Below are 20,699 nucleotides of genomic sequence, written 5' to 3' on the forward strand. Positions count from 1 at the left end.
AGAGATCACGTGACAGCCAGCGCAGCCCGAACTGAGCCCCGCCCCTCCCCACGCAAGCGAGCCGGCAACGGCGCGGCACGGCCGAACGACGCGGACGAGATCGGCCTCGACGCCCTGGTCGGGCACGCCGGTTATGCCGTGCGTCGCTTCCAGATCTGGATCTTTCAGGACTTCATCAAGACGCTCGGCGAGGTCGACATCAAGCCGACGCAGTATTCCGTGCTGACGGTCATCGGCGCCAATCCGGGCCTGTCCCAGATGGCGGTGGCGAAGCGTCTCGGCATCGAGCGCGCCCGGCTGGTGCATCTGCTCGACAGCCTCGAACAGCGCAAGCTGGTGAAGCGGGTCAAGTCGAAGGCGGACCGCCGCTCCCACGCGTTGCACCTCACCGCACCGGGTGAGACGGCGCTGGCGAAGTTCAAGTGCCTCGCCGCCGAGCACGAGCGGCATGTCGTGGAGAAGATCGGCAAGGAGAACCGGGAGCGGCTGCTCCAGATCCTCGCCGGCTTCACCTGATCGAAGCTGCCCAATATTTGCGCAAATGCCCGTATCAGGGCGCTGGCACGACGACCCGACAATCCTCGAAATATCTTACAAGTCACTGATCTCTCGATAATATCTGAGGCAACGCGCCTGCCCGGATTGTGTACACAATGGCACATCGCTTGCTTCAATCCGGGTAAGACCTGTTGCCGGAGTTTTGTCGCCATGAGGGCTGGAATGGGGGCTGAGCAGCCTGAAACGATCGCCGCGATTGTGGCCGCGCATCGCGCGGGCACGATCACGCCTGCGCAGACCGTCGCGCGAACCTATCAGCGCATCCGCGATCACAACGATCCCGCAATCTTCATCAGCCTGCGCGACGAGAAGGAAGCGATCGCGGAAGCCGAGAAGCTTGCCCCAAGGGATGCCTCCAGCCTGCCGCTCTACGGCGTGCCGGTTGCGGTGAAGGACAATATCGACGCGCTGGGATTTCCGACCACCGCGGCCTGCCCGGCCTTCTCGTATACGCCGACGCATGATTCGACCGCGGTGGAACGCCTGCGCGCGGCTGGCGCGATCATCATCGGCAAGACCAATCTCGACCAGTTCGCAACCGGCCTCGTCGGCGTGCGCTCGCCTTATGGCATCCCAAAGAATTCGATCCGCGAGGATCTCATTCCCGGAGGCTCGAGCTCGGGCTCGGCGGTCGCGGTCGGTGCCGGACTCGTGCCGCTGTCGCTGGGCACGGACACTGCCGGCAGCGGCCGCGTGCCGGCGATGCTCAACAACATCATCGGCCTGAAGCCGAGCCTCGGCATGATCTCGACTGCCGGCCTGGTGCCGGCCTGCCGCACGCTCGACTGCATCTCCGTATTCGCTTTGACCGTGGACGACGCCGCCCTCGCGCTCTCCGTGATGGCGGGTCCAGACCAGGCCGATCCGTTCTCGCGCGACCGGCCGCTGGGCGCGATCACGCCGTTCCCCGCGAATTTGCGCCTCGGCGTGCCCCGCAACGGGCAGCTGATCTTCTTCGGCGACAGGAAGGCGGAAGCCGCTTACGGCGATGCGCTGAAGCGCTGGACCGCGCTCGGCGCTGAGCTGGTCGAGTTCGACCTCGAGCCGTTCTACGAGACGGCGCGGCTGCTCTATGAGGGGCCGTGGGTCGCCGAGCGTTATCTCGTGATCAAGGATCTGCTGGCGTCCGCGCCTGATTCGATTCATCCGGTGACGCGCGAGATCACCGTCGCCGGCGCGCGGCTGACGGCGGCGGAGACATTCTCTGCACTCTATCGCCTGCAGGGCTTGCGCAAGATCGCCGAGCGGACCTTTGCGAACATCGACGCGCTGGTGCTGCCGACCGCGCCGACCGCGTATACGACCGCGCAGGTGCTCACCAATCCGATCGAGCTCAACAGCCGGCTCGGCACCTACACCAATTTCGTCAATCTGCTCGATCTCTGTGGTCTTGCGGTGCCGGCGTCGATGCGCGCGGATGGCATTCCGTTCGGCATCACGCTGCTCGCGCCTGTGGGGTGCGATGCGCTGCTTGCGAGCATCGGCCGCGTTTTCCATGCGGATACGAAACTGACCGTTGGAGCGAAGGGCGTGGCGCAGGCCCCGCTCGCGCCGCTCGCAGCAAACGGCAGCGACGAGATTCCGATCGCGGTCGTCGGCGCGCATCTCTCCGGCATGGCGCTGAACGGCGAATTGACGGCGCTGAACGGAAGGCTGATCGAGGCAACGAAGACCGCGCCCGACTACAAGCTCTACGCACTCAAGACCACGCCCCCGAAGCCGGGCATGCTGCGCGTCGAGGCGGGCGCGGGCGCGTCGATCGAGCTGGAGATCTGGTCGCTGTCGTCATCCGCCTTCGGCAAGTTCGTGAATGCGATTCCAGCGCCGATGGCGATCGGCACAATCAGGCTTGCGGACGGCCGCAGCGTGAAGGGCTTTCTCGTCGAGCCGGAGGTGCTGGGCGAGGCGCGCGATATCACCGCGTATGGCGGCTGGCGGAAGTTCATGGCGGAGGCCGCGAAGGCGTAGGTCTCGTGTCCCGGGCGCAGCGCATCACGCAGTGGTGCGCTGCTGAACCGGGACCCATCGAAATGGCTGCGCGAAGTGGATAGATGAGTCCCGGCTCTGCGGAGCAGCGCTACGCGCTGCACCGCGTCCGGGACACGGGCGCGTTTGCCGCCCTAAACCGACACCGCGTAAATCTCATACTCCCCGCGCACCAGCTCGATATGCGCGCGCATCGCTGCTGCGGCGCCCTGCTTGTCGCCGCGCATGATGGCAACGACGACGCGGTCGTGCTCGGCTTGCGACTTTGCCAATCGGCCGAGGTTGCGGAACTGGGCGCGGCGGAACGGCTGCACGCGGACGCGCGTCGCCAGCGTGATCTCGGCGATGTAGCCGTTCTGCGATCCCGCATAGATCGCGTTGTGGAAGCGCTCGTTGACCTCGTGGAAGCGATCGGGATTGCCGGCGTAGCTGAGCACGCGCAGCTCTTCGTGGATGGCTTCGAGACCGTGGCGCTCGGCCGCCGACATGCGCTCCGCGGCAAGGCCGGCGCACAGCGCCTCGAGCTCCGCCATTGCCTCGAACATGCTCTTGAGACGCTCGACCGATGGCTGCGCCACCACCGCGCCGCGATGGGCGCGCGATTCGACGAGGCCGCTCGCCACCAGCTGGCGCAATGCCTCGCGGACCGGCGTGCGTGAGACGCTGAAGCGCCGCGCGATGTCGGTTTCATCAAGCGGCGCGCCGGGGGCCAGGGTTCCGCGCACGATCTCGTCGGCGAGTTGAAGCCGCAATTCCTCGGCGCGCGTGATCTTGTGCACGCTGGGCTGCGCCCGGTCGACGCGCGGCACCACCGGCTCGGCCGGCAGTGTTCCGGGCGGAAGATCGTCAAGCGTCATACGGTCAGGTCTCTTTCGACTCGTCGATGATGCTGACATGGGCGGCGACGACGCGCCAGCCCTCCGGGAAGCGAATCCAGGTCTGCATCTGCCGGCCGACCTTGCCGGGAGCCGTATCGCGGTAGAACAGGGTGGAGGCCACGGCCGTGTCGCGGCCATAGCTGGTGATCACGGTCTTCGCGGTGCGGCGGTTGAGGCCGACCGGCGAACGTCCGGCGCGGAAGCCGGAGATCGCCTCATAGCCGTAGAGGTTCTCGCCGATGCCGTAGCGCAGCGTGCGGGGATCGTTGCGGAAGAGTTCGCCGAGCACGGCGACGTCGTTGGTGATCAGGGCCTGCTCGTAGCGCTCGAACGCGGCCTTCACTTCCGCGATCACCTCGGGGAGATCGATCTCCATTTTAAGTCCCTCTCAAAGTCCCCTTGGCGACGGCGCGGAGACCACGCCCATCTTCTCCAATGCGTGCGCGACGCGCAGCGCGATGTCCTCGCGCCAGGGCGCGGCGATGATCTGCACGCCGATCGGCAGCGGCTCGAGCGGCACCGGCACGGCGACCACCGGCAATCCGATGAACGAGATCGGCTGGGTGTGGATGCCGATATTGGCGCGAACCGGCAACTCGACGCCGTCGAGCGTGAAATTCACCTGGCCAAGCTTCGGCGCGGTGCAGGGCGTGGCCGGCGCAATCAGCACGTCGACGGATTTGAAGATCTCGGCAAGCTGCGCGCGATACCAGCGGCGGAATTTTTGCGCGCGGTCGACCAGCGGTGCCGGCACCATCGCGCCGGCAATCAGCCGGTCGCGCACGGCGGGATCGAAATCGTTCGGGCGCTTGCGCAGGCGATCGAGATGCAGCGAGGCACCTTCGGTGGTGGTGATGACATAGGCCGCCGCGCGGGCGCGCGAGGCTTCGGGCACGTCAACGATCCTCGTCGCGCCGAGCGCCTTGGCGACGCGGCTCACCGCTTCGACGGCCTCGGGAAACACGTTCTTCTGAAAGTGCCCGCCGGCAATCGCGATGCGCAGGTCCGACACCGGATTGGCGAGCAGCGGCAGCGTCGGCTCGAGGCCGCGCGTGGTGCAGGCGGCATCGTCCGCATCCCCCCCCTGCATCGCGTCGTAGGCGAGCGCGAGATCGGTCGCCGAGCGCGCGAACGGGCCGAGATGATCGAGGCTCGCGACGAACGGGAACGAGCGCGCCCGCGACAGCCGGCCATAGGTGGGCTTCAAACCAAAGATGCCGCAGAAGGAGGACGGCACGCGGATCGAACCATTGGTGTCCGAGCCGAGCGCGATCGGCACCAGCGCGCCGCCAACGGCGCTCCCCGAACCACCGGAAGAGCCACCGGTCATCCGGGTCGTGTCATGCGGATTGCGCGAGGGACCGTCATGGACGTTCTCGCCGGTGAAGTCGTAGGCGTATTCGCCCATGTTGAGCGCGCCGACCAGCACGGCGCCGGCGGCCTCCATCCGCTCGATCAGCGTGGCGTCGCGCTTGGCGGGCGCGAGGTCGCGGTTGATCTTCGAGCCCGCGCGTGTCGAGAGGCCGGCAACGTCGAACAGGTTCTTCACCGCGAAGGGAACACCGGCGAGCGGGCCGACCTCCTTGCCGGCCGCAATGTCGGCATCGATCGCACGCGCCTTTGCACGGGCGCGATCCGCGGTGACGTCGGTGAAGGAATTGAGGACGCCATCGTGCCGCATGATGCGCGCAAGCGCTGCTTCGGTGGCATCGAGCGCCGACATCTTGCCGCCGGCCACAGCCTTGGCGATGTCCGCAGCCGTCATCTCTGGCTTGGTGGTCATGGCGACGTCAGACCGTGAAGATCGGCGCCGGCTCGGTCTCGTCCGGCAGCGCGAATTCGTCGACCAGTCGGCCAAGCCGGAGCGAGACTTCGAGATTGGCGCGCACCGCCGGCCTCCAGGCCTCCTCGATCGGCAGCGCCAGCGCTTTCGATACGGCGTCGATATAGTCGTCCAGCGGCTCGGCCATCACGCTCCCAAACAATCTCTCAGTGAACCGGCAACGGCGGATGCGGGATCGCCGTCAGCAGCTCCTTGGTGTAGTCGTCCTGCGGATCGCTGAGGACCTTTTCGGAAGAGCCCTCTTCGACGATTCGACCTGTCCGCATGACAATGACACGATCGCACAACAAGCGCACTACGTTCAAATCATGCGAGACGAACAGATAACTCATACCTAGGCGCGCTTTCAGGTCCTGAAGCAGATTGAGGACCACGGCCTGCACCGAGACGTCCAGCGCCGCAGTCGGCTCGTCCAGGATGACGAGTTTTGGATGCAGTGCGATCGCGCGGGCGATGCCGACGCGGGCCTTCTGGCCGCCGGACAGCTGGTGCGGAAACCGATCCAGCAGATTGTGCGGCAGCCCGACCATGGTCGCAAGCTCCTCGCAGCGCGTTCGCAGGGCATCGCGGCCCCTGATGTCGCCGAGCTGCATGATGGGGTCGGCGATGGCGCGGGCGGCGGTGAAACGCGGGTTGAGGCTGTCGGTCGGGTCCTGGAACACCATCTGGATGCGGCTGCGCTGCGGCAGCCGGGCGAAGGACGCAGGCGCGATGGCGCCGATGTCCTCGCCGTCGAACCGGATCAGGCCCGAGGTCTGGTCCAGGAGGCGCATCACCATCATCGACGTGGTCGATTTGCCGCAGCCGGATTCGCCGACCAGGCCGACGCTCTCGCCATGGCCGATGGAGAGGCTGATGCCGTCGACGGCGCGGAACACATCCGGCTCGACCGGAGGCTTGCGGCCGAACAGTTTTCCGAGCGTGGCGGTGGCGCCCTGGCGGGGGTATTCCTTGACGAGCTTTTCGATCACGAGGAGGGGCTGGTCGCTCTTCCCTTCGCTTTGAGAGGCGTGCTGGTCAGGCGCGGCGGCAACGGATGCAGATGAGGTTGCCCCCTCCTCTTCCGGCAACAGATCGCGCAAGCTCACGCCGAGCCGCGGCGTCGCGCGCATCAGCTTCTTGGTGTAGGGGTGCTGCGGGTTGGCGAAGATGTCGGCGGCTTTCGCGGTCTCGACCACGCGGCCCTTTTCCATCACGACGACGCGGTCGCAATAGGCGGCGGCGAGGCCGAGGTCGTGCGTGATCAGGATGGTCGACATCGCCTTGCGCTTGGTCAGCTCGACGATCAGGTCCATCACCGCTTTCTGGGTGGTGACGTCGAGACCCGTCGTCGGTTCGTCCGCGATCAGGAGCTGCGGATTGCAGGCGAGCGCGAGCGCGATGACGACGCGCTGGCACATGCCGCCGGACAGCTCGAACGGATAGGCGTGGTAGCGCTCGCGCGGGCGGGCGATCTTGACCTGCTCCAGCGCCTCGATCGCCTTTTCGCCGTGGTCCGAAACCATCGCCTGCTGCACATGGGTGCGCAGCACGTCCTCGATCTGGTCGCCGACTTTCCGGATCGGGTTCAGCGCAGCACGCGGGTTCTGAAAAATCATCGAGACTTCGCGGCCGCGCAGATCGCGCATCTGGTCTTCGGTGGCGGCCTTCACGTCGATGCCGGAGAACATCACCGAGCCCTCGGCGATCCGCCCGGCGCGATCGAGGATGCGCATCACCGCATAGGACGTCACCGACTTGCCCGAGCCGGACTCGCCGACGATGGCGAGCGTCTCGCCCTTGGCGACGGAGATGTTGACGTGCTGCACGGCCTTGACGATGCCGCGGCGGGTGGAGAATTCGACCGTGAGGTCCTGGACGTCGAGCAGGGGCTGGGCGGTCATGAAGGCCTCCCGATCAAAAATGTCGAAAACAACCCCATGCACAGTAGAACGGGGCTGGAATCATTGACGAATTTCGGCGGGGAATTTGAACGTGAGGCGGCTGTGTGCCTGGAAACCATCATCACGTCCTCCGCTGGGGGTCGACGATGTCGCGGAGGCCGTCGCCGAGGAGGTTGAAGCAGAACACGGCGATCATCAGCGCGAGGCCCGGGAATAGCGCGATCCACCATTCGCCCGACACCATGAAGCCCGCGCCTTCCGCGACCATGATGCCCCATTCGGCGGTCGGCGGACGAACGCCGAGGCCGATGAAGGAGAGGCCCGCGGCATTGAGGATGGCGTAGCCCATGGTCAGCGACATCTGCACGATCATGATCGGCATGATGTTCGGCAAGATGTGCACCAGCAGGATGCGGAATTCGCCGTTGCCGGACAGCCGCGCGGCCTGAACGAAGCCGGCATTGCGGCGGACATTGGCTTCGGCGCGCGCGACGCGGGCGTAGAGAGGGAAGTTCACGATGGCCGTGGCCAGGATGATGTTCTGTACGGTGTTGCCGAGGGCGGCGACGATGCCCATCGCCAGCACGAACAGCGGAAACGCCATGATGGTGTCAGCGATGCGGCCGACGATACGGTCGGTCCAGCCGCCGAAATAGCCGGCCGCGATGCCGGCAAGGCCGCCCATCAGGAACACCAGCACGACGGAGGCGACCGCGATGAACGTATCGAGCCGCGTCGCCACGATGACGCGGCTAAAGATGTCGCGGCCGAGCTGGTCGGTGCCGAACCAGTGCGCCATCGACGGCGGTTTCAGCGCGGCGGCCGTATCCGAGGCGAGTGGATCATACGGCACCACATAGGGGCCGAAGATCGCGGCAATAAGGATCACAATAAGCAGCGCGAAGGCGAAGCCCGTGACCTTGTTCTCGCCAAGAACATAGCGGGTCTGTTCGAGGATCGCGACCAGCCCTGATGTCCGCGCGGGACCGACGGGTTCGACAGCAGGCGCAACGGAGCTCATGATTTAGCCCTCCAACCTGACACGCGGATCGATCACGCCGTAGAGAATGTCGATCACGAGATTCAAAAGCACGTACATGACCGCCATGGTCAGCACGAAACCCTGCACCGGCGCGAAGTCCGAGGAGATCAGCGCTTCCACCGCGTAGGAGCCGATGCCGGGCCAGGCGAACACTTTTTCCACCAGCACGTTGGCGCCAAGCAGGAACGAGAACACCATGCTGAGCGTGGTGATCACGGGCAGCATCGCATTGCGGAACGCGTAGGTGACAATGACCGTTGTCGGCGACAGGCCGCTGGCGCGGGCGGTGCGGACGAACTCCGACGACAACACCGCCAGCATCGAGGCGCGCGTCATGCGCGCGATCGGCGCCAGCGAGAAGATCGCAAGCGTCGTCGCCGGCAGGATGAGCTGGCTCAGCGCGGAGCGGAACGCCTCGAAGTCGCGCGCAATCAGGGTATCGATCAGGTAGAAGCCGGTCACGGTCGCCGGCGCGCTGTAGAACACATCGAGGCGGCCGAGCGGCGCCGGCGACCAGCCGAGCCGGAAATAGAACACATAGACCAGCACGAGGCCGGTGAAGAACACGGGCAGCGACACGCCCGCCGTCGTCGTGACACGACAGAGGTGGTCCACCCATGATCCCGGCCGCGTCGCCGCCAGCACGCCGAGCGGGATCGCAATCACGACCGAGACGATAAGGCCGAGCAGCGTGAGTTCGGCGGAGGCCGGCAAGCGGTTACGGATTTCGGCCGCGACCGGCTGTCCCGTGGTGAGCGAGTTGCCGAAATCACCGTGTGCGAGGTCGTTAGTGTAGCGGAAAAACTGCTCGATCAGCGGCCTGTCGAGGCCGAGCTTCTTGCGGATCTGCTCGACGGCTTCCTTGGTCGCTGCGGGACCGGCGAAGTAGGCGGCGGGATCACCGGGCAACGCGCGCGTCAGCAGGAAGGTGACGATGACGACCCCGATCAGCGAGGGAATCGCGAACATCAGGCGCTTGCCGATCATGGTCAGCATGGGGTGCTCCTAATGTGGAAATGAGGTAACGCCGCGCACTCCGCTGCGCCCCCTCTCCCACGCAACCGGGGTTTACCCCGGTTGCGCATCGTTGATTTGCGCAAGTCGGGCAGGCCCGACTTGCGGTGGGAGAGGGCTGGGGTGAGGGGTAGCCCCGAGCAAGATCGGAGTTCGTGGCTACCCCTCACCCTGCCCCTCTCCCACAAGGGGAGAGGGAATGAGAGAGTTGCGCTCACCTCACTCGACCAAGACACCCAGAGAGACGCGGCCAAGTCGCGCGCCATGACGGTTCACCCCTTCGCCAGCGCGCGATAATCCAGGCGGCGGTGGAACCAGTATTGGTAGCCGCTGATGTTCTTCTGCATCGCGACGTTGACGAAGGGCTGGTACAGCGGAATGCGCGGGATGTCGGTGAAAGCGAGATCGACGAAGCCCTTCACGTCGGTATCGTAGGTCGCGGTGTCGCCGGTGGCCGCGGCCGTGCGGGCGCCGTCGATCAGCTTGTCCATCTCCGCCGACTTGTAGCTCATGGTGTTGAAGACGGAATTGTTGCCGTGATAGCACCAGTAGAAGAAGTACTCGGGGTAATCGAGCCAGCCCGAGAACACGTTGGTGAAGAGCGGCATCTCCTTCTTGTTCAACTCGGTGCGCCAGTTGGCGCCCGGCACCTTGTTGATGGTGGTCTTGATGCCGATCTGCGCCAGAGACTCCTGCACCAGCACGCAGAGCGGTTCGTTGACGCCGGCAAAATTCAGGTCGAACGAGATCGTGGTCTCGAAGCCGTTGGCGAGGCCTGCCTCCGCCATCAGCGCCTTCGCCTTCTCGATGTCGGTGTTGTATTTGTGCGGCTGCGGCCAGGCGACTTCGGTCGGCTTGTCCTTGGGCGCGCCGAACATCGGGTTGGCGAGGCCGAACATCACCGCGTCGATGATCTTCTGATAGGGCAGCGCATAGGCGACCGCTTGGCGGACCTTCGGGTTGTCGAACGGCGGCTTGGTGACGTTCATGCCGATATACTGGATGCCGTTGGAGAACGGCAGCGACACGACGTTGAGCTTGCCGTTCGCCTTCATCTCCTGAAAATCCTTGTTCGGGAGTTCGTAGGAGATGTCGGCGTCGCCGCGCTCCAGCAGCGCGCGGCGGTTACCGGCCTGCGGCACCATGCGCCAGATCACGCGCTTGATCTTCGGCAGCGGACCGCAGACCCAATCCTCGTTGCGCTCCATGATGACTTCGGTGCCCGCGGTCCACTTCGTCACCTTGTAGGCGCCGGAGCCCGCGGTCTGCTGCTTGGTGAATTCGAGACCCCAGGGGTCCTTCTCGCTGGCGTTCTTCTTCACCAGCTCGGAATTGACGATGCAGGGCACGATGACCGCGAGATCGGGGATCGTCAGCTTGTCCTTCTTCAGGAAGTCGACGCGCACCGTATAGTCGTCGATCACGACGAACTGCTCCGGCTTGGTCAGCGAGCCCGCGCTCATCTGGAAGGTCGGGAAGCCGCCGACGCTGACGGCGCGGTCGAGCGACCACTTCACGTCCTTCGCGGTGACGGGCGTGCCGTCGTGGAATTTGGCGTTCTTGCGCAGCTTGAAGGTGACCGACATGTCGTCGATCTTCATCTCCTCGGCGAGCTCGCCCTTGAACTTGTCGCGGTCGTAATAGGGCACGCCGCCGGGGCCGGTCTTCATCTCGTGGCTGATCAGGCGATCGTAGCAATTCCAGGAGACTTCATAGCCGGGCACGTTGGTGCCGACGCCGTGGATGTCGAGATTGTTCGGGCCGCCTTCCGAGACGATCAGCAGCGTCTCCGAGCGCGCATCGGCATAGGCGGTGGAGATGACCTGCGGCATCGCCGGAAGCGCCGCGCCTGCGGCCAATCCGGACACGGACTTGAGAAAATCGCGGCGCTTCATGAAATTGCTCCAACGCAAAAGTTTCTGGTTGGAACAGGGATTCGCAAGGTTCGTGCCAGCGCTTAACGAGACCTTAATTTCCACATAAGGCACTGATTTTGAATAATATTTCTGATTCTTCGGCGATTGGACGCGTTTCGAGCAAGCCGCTCAATTGCATACAAAGATGCGATTCTGCTCCAAAAATAAGCTGAAAGATTGAGCGCTGCCAGATTGAGCAGACCGTCGCAGATGCCCCGGACCGTTCAGCCCGGCCAGATCAGATCCTGAAGTTCGACGAGATCGCTCGCCCTGTCCTGCCAGCCCTCAATACAGACGTGGCTGTTGAGATCGCTGGCGCGGTGCAGCAGCATCAGCGCCATCAGCCGGCGCTTCAGTGCGAAATCCAGCTTCGCATAGCCAAAGCCCTCGAGCAGGCTGCGCACCCTCCCCGGCCGGCCGGCCGCCATGAAGGCGCTGGGGCCGAGCAAATCGTAATCGCGCCATCCCGCGAGCACGTCGCCGAAGTCGAACAGGCCGGCGAGCGACCAGTTGCCGTCGTCGCAGGCAAGCAGGAAGTTCTGGGGGATATATTCGCCGACCAGAATCACCGGCGGCGCATCCATCGGGATCAATTTTGCAGCGTCACGCAGGAGATCGTCGAGGCCTTCGAGGAATTTCGGCGCAAGGCCAAGGCGCGTGTGCCGCGCCTTGCAGCCCTGCATCTGCATGTGCATGAACGCATCCCAGCGCGGCTCGATCTCCGCCAGCGATCCAAGCGGGGCGCGCTGCACGGCGGCGATGGTCTCACCGATCTGGCGCAGCAGGCGCTCTTTCTGGTCTTCCGCCAGCTGCGGCCACACCTCCGAGCCGAGCGTGCCGGCAAGGCGCGTGATGACGAGGTAAGGCCAGCCGTCGCGCTCACCCTCCGCGACGATCTCCGGGATCGGCAGATGCAGGCGGCCGGCAAGCTGCGCCAACGATCCGCGTTCGGAGACGAACTGCGCGCGCAAGAGCGGCGGGAAGATCTTCAGGATCAGCCGGTCACCGAGGCCAACGACGAGATTGGTGCCGGTCGCAAACACGTGCGGCGCGCTGGTATCGAGACCGTGGCTGCGTGCGATATCGAGCGCGATCGGCAGCCATCGCGGAGAATCGGAGCGAAAGGCGCGAAAGACCTCAGCGTCGGCGAATTGAGGAAGTGTCATCGACATCGCGAGCTTAATCGTTTGAGTCCGTCATGCCCGGGCTTGTCCCGGGCAGCCACGTTCTTCGTGCTGCGGGCAAGGCGTGGATGGCCGGGACATAGGCGAGCGAAGCGACGCCGTCCTTCGGACGACTATGCCCGGCCATGACGACGTGGAAAGGGTCTCGCGCTCCAACCAACGCCAACCTTCCCATCGCTACCGATCGGGACTGGCGCGCTCGAACTGGCGCAGCAGCCTGTTGCCGCGCTCGACCGCGGCATCGAGCGCAGCCTGCGCGCCCTTCTGGCCGGTAAAAGCCTGCTCCAGCTCGTCCTCGATTGCGCCGCGGATCAGCACGAAGGAGCCGAGCCGGATGCCCTTCGAATTCTCCGTCGGCGGATGCAGCGTGATCTCCTCGAACGAGATCGCAGAGCCCGGATTGCGCTCGTAAAACCCCTGCGCGCGCGTCAGCTCGAAAGCGGCGCGGGTGACCGGCAGATAACCGGTGTTCTGGTGCCAGGCGGCCTGCACGCCGGGCTGCGACAGATAGGCGAAGAACCGCGCCACGCCCTTGTATTCCTGGCGCGGGCGGTCGCGCAGCACCCACAGCGTGGCGCCGCCGATGATCGAGTTTTGCGGGGCGTTCTTCACATCGGGCCAGTACGGCATCATGCCGTAGCCGATATCGAACTTCGAATTCGCCTTGATGTCGGCCCGCGTCGCCGAGGAGCCGATGAAGATGCCGCATTCGCCCTTCTGGAAGCGCGGCTCGGCCGACTGGCCGCGGCCGCCGTAGTCGAACACCTTGTCCTTCTGCCACTCGGCGAGCTGGGCGATGTGTTGCACGACGACCGGGTTGTTGATGGTCAGCTCGGCATCCAGCCCCGCAAAGCCATTGGTCCGCGTCGCGAGCGGCAGATTGTGGAAGGCGGAGAAATTCTCGATGTGGATCCAGGACGGCCAGGAGGTGGTGAAGCCGCAGACCGCACCGCGGTCGCGCAGGCGCTTTGCGGCAAGCCCAAGCTCGGGCCATGTCCTCGGCGGCGTCTCCGGATCGAGGCCCGCGTCGCGGAACATGGTCTTGTTGTAATAGAGGATCGGCGTCGAGGAATTGAACGGGAAGGACAACAGATTGCCGGCCGCATCTGTGTAATAGCCGGAGACTGCGGGAAGGTAATCGCCCAGCGAGAACGGCTCGTTCATGTCCCGCATCATGGTGAACACGGGATAGATCGCGCCCTTGGCCGCGGTCATGGTGGCGGTCGCGACCTCGTTGACCTGGACGATCGCGGGCTGGCTGCGCGAGCGGAAGGCGAAGATCGCCGCCGTCACGGTCTCGGTGTAGTTGCCCTTGTAAGCAGGCACGATGCGGTAATCGGATTGCGAGGCGTTGAAGTCGGCGGCGAGCTTCTCGAGCTGCCGGCCGAGCTCGCCGGACATGGCGTGCCACAGCGCGATGTCGGTGGCGGCGCGCGCCTGAAGAGGCATTGCGAGGACGATGAAAGCGGCGACGATCCGCAAAAGACGCGATGCTGAAATCACGATGGCTCTTCCCGTGTCGCGCGGCAAAAGGCGACCATACCTGCTTAAGGCGCTGCATTTCCTGTTTCAACCGGGAATGAACGGCGGCCGCGCCGCACAATCGCCCCGCCGGGTGCGGCGGGATGGCCTTCCCTTAACCATCTGCTAGATTGCGTTGAACCTTTTGGCTCCGCCATAGACTCCACCACTGAGGGGTTGAGTGTGCCAGTGCTGAACCGTGCCGAACTCACGCGGACCGGGGTGATCTTCGTCGCGCTTCTGCTCGCGGTCTGCGCGACGAGCGCTGCTGCGCGCGAATTCCGCGCCGCCGACACCCAGCCCGAGGATTACCCGACCGTCCAGGCGCTGCGCTACATGGGCGCGCTGATTGCCGAGCGCACCGGCCACCGGCACGAGATCAAGGTGTTCCACTCCCGTCAGCTCGGCGAAGAGAAGGAGACCATCGAGCAGACCAGGGTCGGCGCGATCGACCTCAACCGGACCAATGTGGCGCTGAACGTGCTCGCCATGCCGTTCCTGTTCCGGTCCATCGAGCACATGCAGAAGGTGCTGGACGGGCCGATCGGCAGCGAGATCCTCGGCAGTTTCGAGCCCTACGGCTTCGTCGGGCTCGCCTTCTACGATTCCGGCGCGCGGTCGATCTACAACGGCGTCCGTCCGATCAGAAGCGTTGCCGACCTCAGGGGATTGCGGATCCGGGTGCAGCAGTCGGAGTTGATGAGCGAGATGATTCGCTCGCTCGGCGCCGAGCCGGTCGAGATGCCCTATGGGCTGGTGCTCACCGGGCTTGCCAACCATCTGATCGACGGCGCCGAAAACAACTGGCCATCTTTCGTGACGACAGACCATTACAAACATGCCGGCCACCTCGCGCTCACCGAACACACGATGAGCCCGGAAGTGCTGGTGATCTCGCTGAAGGCCTGGAAAAGCCTGTCGGCCGACGACCAGCAGATCTTCCGCGAGGCCGCAGCTCGCTCCAGCCGGTTCATGCGCGAGAAGTGGCACGACCTCGAGGAGCAGTCGCAGCACAAGGCTGAAGCTGCCGGCATCACCGTCGCCAGGGATATCGACCGCAAGCCGTTCGAGGACGCGATGGCTGCGATCTATGCCAAGGCGGGGCGCGATCCCGCCGCGGCCGCGCTGATCGAACGCATTCGCAAGGTGGAGTGAGCCGCTTGGCTGCACCTGGACCCAGCGAGCACGGAGACAGGCCGCCCGGCCCGCTCGGGCGGCTGCGCGCACGCCTGGTCGGGATGCTCCGCGCGGTGCCGATCCGCTGGCGCATCCTGTCGATCGCGGCGCTGAACTCGGCCGTGGTCGTGGTGCTGGTGGGGCTGATCTGGAACGGCACGCAGGTGCTGGGCTCGGCCTGGGGCGACGTCCGCCAGGTCCGCGAGTCCGACCGTATCCTGGCGCTGCTCGAGAGCGAGACCGGGCGCCTGCACAATCTGATCCACCGCTACATCAACCAGCCGAGCCCGGACCTGTTCGCCGAGATCCTGCTGCTGCGCGAGGCGGTGCTGGGCACGCTGACCGACCGTGCCGCCAAGGACCCGATGCTCTCGGGCTCGGTCGAGGAGCTGGAGCGCACCACCGACCGCTTCCTCAACGGCTTCGGCGAGCTGCGCAGCGTGCAGGCGACCATCGCCAAGACCTATGAGGAACAGGTGCAGGGCCCAGCCAGGGACATGGCCGGGCTCTATTCCATCATCGAGGGCGCCACCGGCCATCGCGACGCCCTGATCTGGCCCTCGCTCGGCAAGTCGCGCGAGGCCTTCACCGCGATGCTGGTGGCCGCCAACTCCTACTATCTGTCGCTCTCGCCCGGTGCCGCCGACGATGCGCGCCGCAACACCGAGACGATCGAGAAGACCATCCCGGTCATGATCGATCTCGCCGACAACGACCTGCAGCGCATGGCGCTGCAACGGCTCGGGACCCGCACCATGGCGCTGCGCGAGGGTTTCGCGAAACTCTCCGAACAGCTGACGAGCCGCACCGAATTGCTGCGCAACACCATCGACGCCAGCCAGGCCGAAGCGATCGGCGCCATCGACGACCTCTCCACCAAGATGCGCCAGCGCGAGCAGAAGGCGCAGGAGACGTTTGATCGTACCCTGGCCGATATCTCGCGGCGGGTGCTGTCGATCGCGGTGATCTTCCTCGGCATCATCCTCACCGCCGGCGTGCTGATCGCGCTGTCGATCCGCCTGCCGCTGCAGCAGATCATGACCGCGATGCGCGCGATCACGCTCGGCGACCTCGACCGCGAGGTGCAGGGCACCAAGGCACGCGACGAGGTCGGCGCCATGGCGCGCGCGGTCGAGGTGTTCCGCGAGAACGCGATCGCGAAGCGCGAGACCGAGGACGAGCTGCGCGCGTCCAAGGAGAAGGCCGAGAGCGCGCTGCTCGAGCTCAACACCGCGCAGCAGAATTTGATCGACGCCGAACGGCTGGCGGCGCTCGGCGGCCTCGTCGCCGGCGTCGCGCACGAGGTCAACAACCCGATCGGCATCAGCCTGACCGTCGCTTCCAGCTTTGCCCGGCGCACCGAGATCTTCGAGGCCCAGCTCAAGGGCGACGGCGGCCTGCGCCGCTCGCAGCTGGACGAGTTCGTGCAGTCCTCGCGCGACGCCTCGCAGCAGCTCGTCGCCAACCTCACCCGCGCCGGCGAGCTGATCCAGTCGTTCAAGCAGGTCGCGGTCGACCGCTCGCATGCCGAGCGGCGGCAGTTCTCACTCAGCGAAGCTACCGACCAGATCATCGCCAGCCTGCGTCCGGTCCTGAAGCGCTCGCCGATCACGCTCCAGGCCGACGTGCCCGAGGGGCTCCTGCTCGACGGCTATCCCGGCTCCTACGGCCAGATCCTGACCAACCTCTTCCTCAACGCCGCCAACCACGCCTTTGCCGACGGCCGCGCCGGCACGATCACGATCTCGGCGCGGCCGCGCGGGACCGACGACATCGAGATCATCTTCGCCGATGACGGTGCCGGCATGACCCCTGACGTGCAGCGCCAGGCCTTTGACCCATTCTTTACCACCCGGCGCAATGAAGGTGGTACGGGACTCGGGCTTCATATCGTCTATAACCTTGTCACCCAGCAGCTCGGCGGGCGCATGATGCTGGAATCCAAGCTGGGACAAGGCACTACTTTTCGCATTATCATGCCCCGGGTCGCCAAGGGCGGCGCGCAAGGCACAGAGACTGACGGGACTTCTCAATGGCCGAACAGGACGATGTCCTCCACCTGATCGACGATACCGGTACCGCACCGGAGGACCAGAACGCACGGAAGTGGAAGATCGCCGTCATCGACGACGATCCGGCCGTGCATGACGGCACCCGCTTCGCACTGTCCGACTACAGCCTCAACGGCCAGGGGCTTGAGATCCTCTCCGCCCATTCCGCGGCGGAAGGTCGCAAGCTGATGGCCGCGCATGGCGATATCGCCGCCGTGCTGCTCGACGTCATCATGGAGACCGATGTCGCCGGCCTCGAGCTGGTCGAGTTCATCCGCAACGAGCTCAAGAACGAGACCGTGCGCATCATCCTGCGCACGGGACAGCCCGGCCAGGCGCCGGAGCGGCGCGTGATCGTCCAGTACGACATCAACGACTACAAGGCCAAGACCGAGCTCACCGCCGACAAGCTGTTCACGTCGCTGACCGCGGCGCTGCGCTCGTATCAGCAGCTCGAGCGCATGGTGCAGACGCGGCGCGGGCTCGAGATCATCATCGACGCCGCCTCGACGCTGTACGACTTCAAGTCGATGCAGCGGCTCGCCGAGGGCGTGCTGACCCAGCTCGCCTCGCTGCTCAATGTCGATTGCGCCGGCATATTGGTGCTGCGCGACAATGGCGGCGTGGACCCCGAGCTCTCCGTGCTCGCCGGCAGCGGCTGCTACAGCCGCTTCATCGGCACGACCTCGTCGAAGGCGCTCGACCCCGATCTGCGGACGATGGTGGAAGCCGCGTTCCAGGGCCGCAAGAACGAATTCGCCGACCACCGCAGCGTGATCTATCTGCGGACCGGCTCCGGCCGCGAGGTGGTGGTGCTGCTGCAGGCCGAGCGCGAGCTGTCCGAGACCGACCGCTCGCTGGTCGAGATCTTCTCCAGCCGGCTCTCGATCGCCTTCGACAACGTCATCCTCTACCAGCAGCTCCAGGACGCCAACACGCAGCTCGAGGACCGCGTCGCCCAGCGCACCCGCGCGCTGATGCAGGCCAACCGCCGCCTCTCGGCGCAATGGCTGCGGCTGCAGCGCGCCAACGGCTTCAAGAACGAGATTCTCGGCACCGTCGCCCATGACCTCAAGAACCCGCTCGGCGTCATCCTCGGCCGTACCGAGATGCTGAAGGAGCTGATCTCGACCGGCGCCTCGTCCGACGGCGTGGTCGCCCAGGTCGATCACATCCGCGATGCCACGAAGCGCCTGACCACGATGGTCGATCATCTGATCTCGGACGCGATGGCCGATGCCTTCGACATCACCATCCGCCGCGAGCCGGTCGACGTCGCGGCGCTGGTCAAGGAGGTCGCCGACGCCAACCAGCCGCTTGCGGTCAACAAGCAGCAAGCCATCCACGTCACGGCGCCGCCCAACATCGTCACCATGTGCGACACCGACCGCATCCGCGAGGCGATCGACAATCTGATCAGCAACGCCATCAAATACTCACCGATTGGCGGCAAGATCACCGTCGCCGTCACCCATGAGGCCAGCGATACCGTCGTCCGCGTCAGCGACGAGGGCGCCGGCCTGTCGCCGGAGGATCTCGGCCGCCTGTTCGGCCGGTTCCAGCGGCTGTCGGCCAAACCGACCGCCGGCGAGAGCTCGACGGGGCTTGGGCTTTCCATCGTCAAGCGTATTATCGACATGCATGGCGGCGAGGTGACGGCCGAGAGCGACGGTCCCGGCAAGGGATCGACCTTCACCATCACCCTGCCCGCGACCGAGTTGCCGTGATTCGAGTACCGAGATCTGAGTGACATGACCCAAAGCCAGCACATCATGATCGTCGACGACGAGGCCCCGGCCCGGGAGATGGTCGGTGATTACCTCAAGATGCACGGCTTCACCGTGACGCTGTGCGACGGCGGCAAGAGCTTGCGCACCGCGATCGACGGCAGCATGCCCGACCTCGTCGTGCTCGACCTCAACATGCCCGAGGAAGACGGCCTCTCGATCATCCGCGACCTCAAGAGCCGCATCAACGTGCCCGTGATCATGCTGACGGCGACCGCGAGCCCGATCGACCGCGTCGTCGGTCTCGAGCTCGGCGCCGACGATTACGTGGCAAAGCCCTGCGAGCTGCGCGAGCTGATGGCGCGCATCCGCTCGGTGTTGCGGCGGAGCGCACCCGTGAAGGCGGTCGAGACCGCGCCCGCCAAATCGGACAAGGATCAACTGGTGCGCTTCGGCACCAAATGGCTCGACCTCGAAGCGCAGGCCTTGCGCGACGACGAAGGCAACGAGCATCCGCTCACCGCGTCCGAGTTCGGGCTGCTGAAGGTGTTTGCGGCCAATCCGAAGCGCGTGCTGTCGCGCGAACGCCTGCTCGAACTGGCCAATGCGCGCGACGCCGAAGCCTTCGACCGCGCCGTGGATCTGCGCATCATGCGCATCCGCCGCAAGATCGAGCCCGACCCGACCAAGCCGGCCGTGATCCGCACCATCCGCGGCGGCGGCTATCTGTTCTCGCCCGCGGGCGAGAAGGCGTAGGGCGCGCGGCAAGCACAAGCCGTCGTCCCGGGGCGCGCACGGCGCGAGCCCGGGACCCACAACCACAGGGAGACGTTGTGACGCGAAGCCGGTAACTCCGAGTCTCCGTCAAACTGCATCCTGTGGTTATGGGTCCCGGGTTCGCTTCGCGCCCCGGGACGACGGCGGTGAGTTTGCCGCGACCGAACGCAAAGCCCCGAATTTCGTTCCCGACTGCCCCGGGCGCTCCCCAATCCCCACCCCCGTATTTTCCGTACATTGAAATTCCACGGCTTTTCGCTCCGAATGTTTCGTCGCGGCCTGTCCGACGAAACAATTTGGCGGCGCACGAAACCATTTTCCGCTTTTGGTGCAGACGTCCCGAAACGTTCGCTGATTAACACTTTGGTCCAAGGAAACGCCGCTCGGTTGCGGCGCTACGGGGAGCAAGTCAATGCCGAACGTCATCGCCATCAACGCCCAAGCCAGCCAGAGCATCATTGCGGCGCAGGCGACCTCGGACGAGATGCTTCTGGAAAGCATTGCCGACGGCAACCGGACGTCGATGCACATCCTCTATTGCCGGCACAATGTGCGGGTTTATCGCTTCATCCTGCGCATCGTGCGTGACGCGACCACGGCGGAAGACCTGGTCAGCCAGGTGTTCCTCGACGTGTGGCGCACCGCAGGCCAATTCCAGGGCCGGTCGCAGGTCTCGACCTGGCTGCTCTCGATCGCGCGCTTCAAAGCGCTGACCGCGATGCGCCAGCGCCGCTTCGAGGACATCGACCAGGACGACGTGCGCCAGATTCCTGACGATGCCGAGACGCCCGAGACCTCGCTCGACCGCAGCGACACCAGCGCCATCCTGCGCGCCTGCGTGCAGAAGCTGTCGCCCGCGCATCGCGAGATCATCAATCTCGTCTACTACCATGAGAAGTCGGTGGAGGAGGTCGGTCAGATCATCGGCATCCCGCAGAGCACGGTGAAGACCCGGATGTTCTATGCCCGCAAGCAGCTGGCCGATTTGCTTAAGGGCGCCGGCGTCGACCGTTTCGCCGCCTAAGGCCAAGGATTTCAATGGGATAGGACCGCATTTTTGGCCCTGTCCCGGGACACGGAAGTGTTACCGCCGACGACACAATTGAAACAAAGCACAACATCACGCGGAAAAACTTCCCCCCT

Annotated in this window: 17 protein-coding genes; 7 read left to right on the forward strand and 10 right to left on the reverse strand. The window is 65.2% G+C overall.

What is annotated here, in order from left to right; genetic code table 11:
* The first annotated feature begins 9 nt into the window (after positions 1-9).
* Positions 10-516, forward strand: coding sequence for a MarR family winged helix-turn-helix transcriptional regulator (locus AB7008_RS47260; RefSeq protein ID WP_441261074.1), 507 nt, complete (start codon positions 10-12; stop codon positions 514-516).
* Positions 517-720: 204 nt separating this feature from the next.
* Positions 721-2,526 (forward strand): allophanate hydrolase, encoded by a 1,806-nt coding sequence (gene atzF / locus AB7008_RS47265; protein WP_441261075.1) that lies wholly within the window; start codon positions 721-723, stop codon positions 2,524-2,526.
* Positions 2,527-2,678: 152 nt separating this feature from the next.
* Here atzF and AB7008_RS47270 read toward each other — a convergent pair whose 3' ends face one another.
* The 10 genes from AB7008_RS47270 to ugpB form a co-directional block, all read right to left on the reverse strand.
* Entirely contained in the window at positions 2,679-3,401 is a 723-nt protein-coding gene (locus AB7008_RS47270; RefSeq protein WP_014491242.1) for a GntR family transcriptional regulator, read from the reverse strand.
* Between the two features lie 4 nt (positions 3,402-3,405).
* Positions 3,406-3,798: an oxalurate catabolism protein HpxZ gene (gene hpxZ, locus AB7008_RS47275; RefSeq protein ID WP_014491241.1), complete on the reverse strand. Its 393-nt coding sequence runs from the start codon at positions 3,796-3,798 to the stop codon at positions 3,406-3,408.
* A 12-nt stretch (positions 3,799-3,810) separates the two neighbouring features.
* Positions 3,811-5,205 (reverse strand): AtzE family amidohydrolase, encoded by a 1,395-nt coding sequence (locus AB7008_RS47280; protein WP_028155193.1) that lies wholly within the window; start codon positions 5,203-5,205, stop codon positions 3,811-3,813.
* Positions 5,206-5,212: 7 nt separating this feature from the next.
* Positions 5,213-5,392 carry a DUF4089 domain-containing protein gene (locus AB7008_RS47285; protein WP_008140250.1) on the reverse strand — a complete coding sequence of 60 codons (180 nt, stop codon included), beginning with the start codon at positions 5,390-5,392 and terminating at the stop codon, positions 5,213-5,215.
* A 19-nt stretch (positions 5,393-5,411) separates the two neighbouring features.
* Positions 5,412-7,148, reverse strand: a complete 1,737-nt coding sequence (locus AB7008_RS47290; protein WP_304492026.1) for a dipeptide ABC transporter ATP-binding protein — start codon at positions 7,146-7,148, stop codon at positions 5,412-5,414.
* 121 nt (positions 7,149-7,269) lie between these two features.
* Positions 7,270-8,169 carry an ABC transporter permease gene (locus AB7008_RS47295; protein ID WP_014491237.1) on the reverse strand — a complete coding sequence of 300 codons (900 nt, stop codon included), beginning with the start codon at positions 8,167-8,169 and terminating at the stop codon, positions 7,270-7,272.
* Between the two features lie 3 nt (positions 8,170-8,172).
* Positions 8,173-9,186: an ABC transporter permease gene (locus AB7008_RS47300; protein ID WP_248880450.1), complete on the reverse strand. Its 1,014-nt coding sequence runs from the start codon at positions 9,184-9,186 to the stop codon at positions 8,173-8,175.
* Between the two features lie 290 nt (positions 9,187-9,476).
* Complete coding sequence (locus AB7008_RS47305; protein ID WP_248880451.1) at positions 9,477-11,099, reverse strand: ABC transporter substrate-binding protein; 1,623 nt, start codon at positions 11,097-11,099, stop codon at positions 9,477-9,479.
* A 245-nt stretch (positions 11,100-11,344) separates the two neighbouring features.
* The gene (locus AB7008_RS47310; RefSeq protein ID WP_248880452.1) at positions 11,345-12,292 is read right to left on the reverse strand and encodes an aminoglycoside phosphotransferase family protein; all 948 of its coding nucleotides are present in this window, start codon (positions 12,290-12,292) and stop codon (positions 11,345-11,347) included.
* A gap of 189 nt (positions 12,293-12,481) precedes the next feature.
* Entirely contained in the window at positions 12,482-13,807 is a 1,326-nt protein-coding gene (ugpB, locus tag AB7008_RS47315) for a sn-glycerol-3-phosphate ABC transporter substrate-binding protein UgpB (RefSeq protein ID WP_441261076.1), read from the reverse strand.
* Positions 13,808-14,008: 201 nt separating this feature from the next.
* Here ugpB and AB7008_RS47320 point away from each other — a divergent pair, with 201 nt between their 5' ends.
* The 5 genes from AB7008_RS47320 (at position 14,009) to AB7008_RS47340 (ending at position 20,580) form a co-directional block, all read left to right on the forward strand.
* Positions 14,009-14,980, forward strand: a complete 972-nt coding sequence (locus AB7008_RS47320) for a TRAP transporter substrate-binding protein (RefSeq protein ID WP_441261077.1) — start codon at positions 14,009-14,011, stop codon at positions 14,978-14,980.
* An 83-nt stretch (positions 14,981-15,063) separates the two neighbouring features.
* Positions 15,064-17,064 carry an ATP-binding protein gene (locus AB7008_RS47325; RefSeq protein ID WP_441261293.1) on the forward strand — a complete coding sequence of 667 codons (2,001 nt, stop codon included), beginning with the start codon at positions 15,064-15,066 and terminating at the stop codon, positions 17,062-17,064.
* Positions 17,034-18,779, forward strand: coding sequence for an ATP-binding response regulator (locus tag AB7008_RS47330; protein ID WP_028155203.1), 1,746 nt, complete (start codon positions 17,034-17,036; stop codon positions 18,777-18,779). The genes AB7008_RS47325 and AB7008_RS47330 overlap by 31 nt, the downstream gene beginning before the upstream one ends.
* Before the next feature lie 24 nt (positions 18,780-18,803).
* On the forward strand, positions 18,804-19,535 hold the full coding sequence (locus tag AB7008_RS47335; protein WP_028155204.1) for a response regulator: 732 nt from the start codon (positions 18,804-18,806) through the stop codon (positions 19,533-19,535).
* A gap of 433 nt (positions 19,536-19,968) precedes the next feature.
* A complete protein-coding gene (locus tag AB7008_RS47340) occupies positions 19,969-20,580 on the forward strand; it encodes a sigma-70 family RNA polymerase sigma factor (RefSeq protein WP_014491228.1) in 612 nt (203 codons plus the stop codon).
* The last annotated feature ends 119 nt before the right edge of the window (positions 20,581-20,699 follow it).

The sequence above is a fragment of the Bradyrhizobium sp. 521_C7_N1_3 genome (assembly GCF_052075975.1).
Taxonomy (GTDB): domain Bacteria; phylum Pseudomonadota; class Alphaproteobacteria; order Rhizobiales; family Xanthobacteraceae; genus Bradyrhizobium; species Bradyrhizobium japonicum.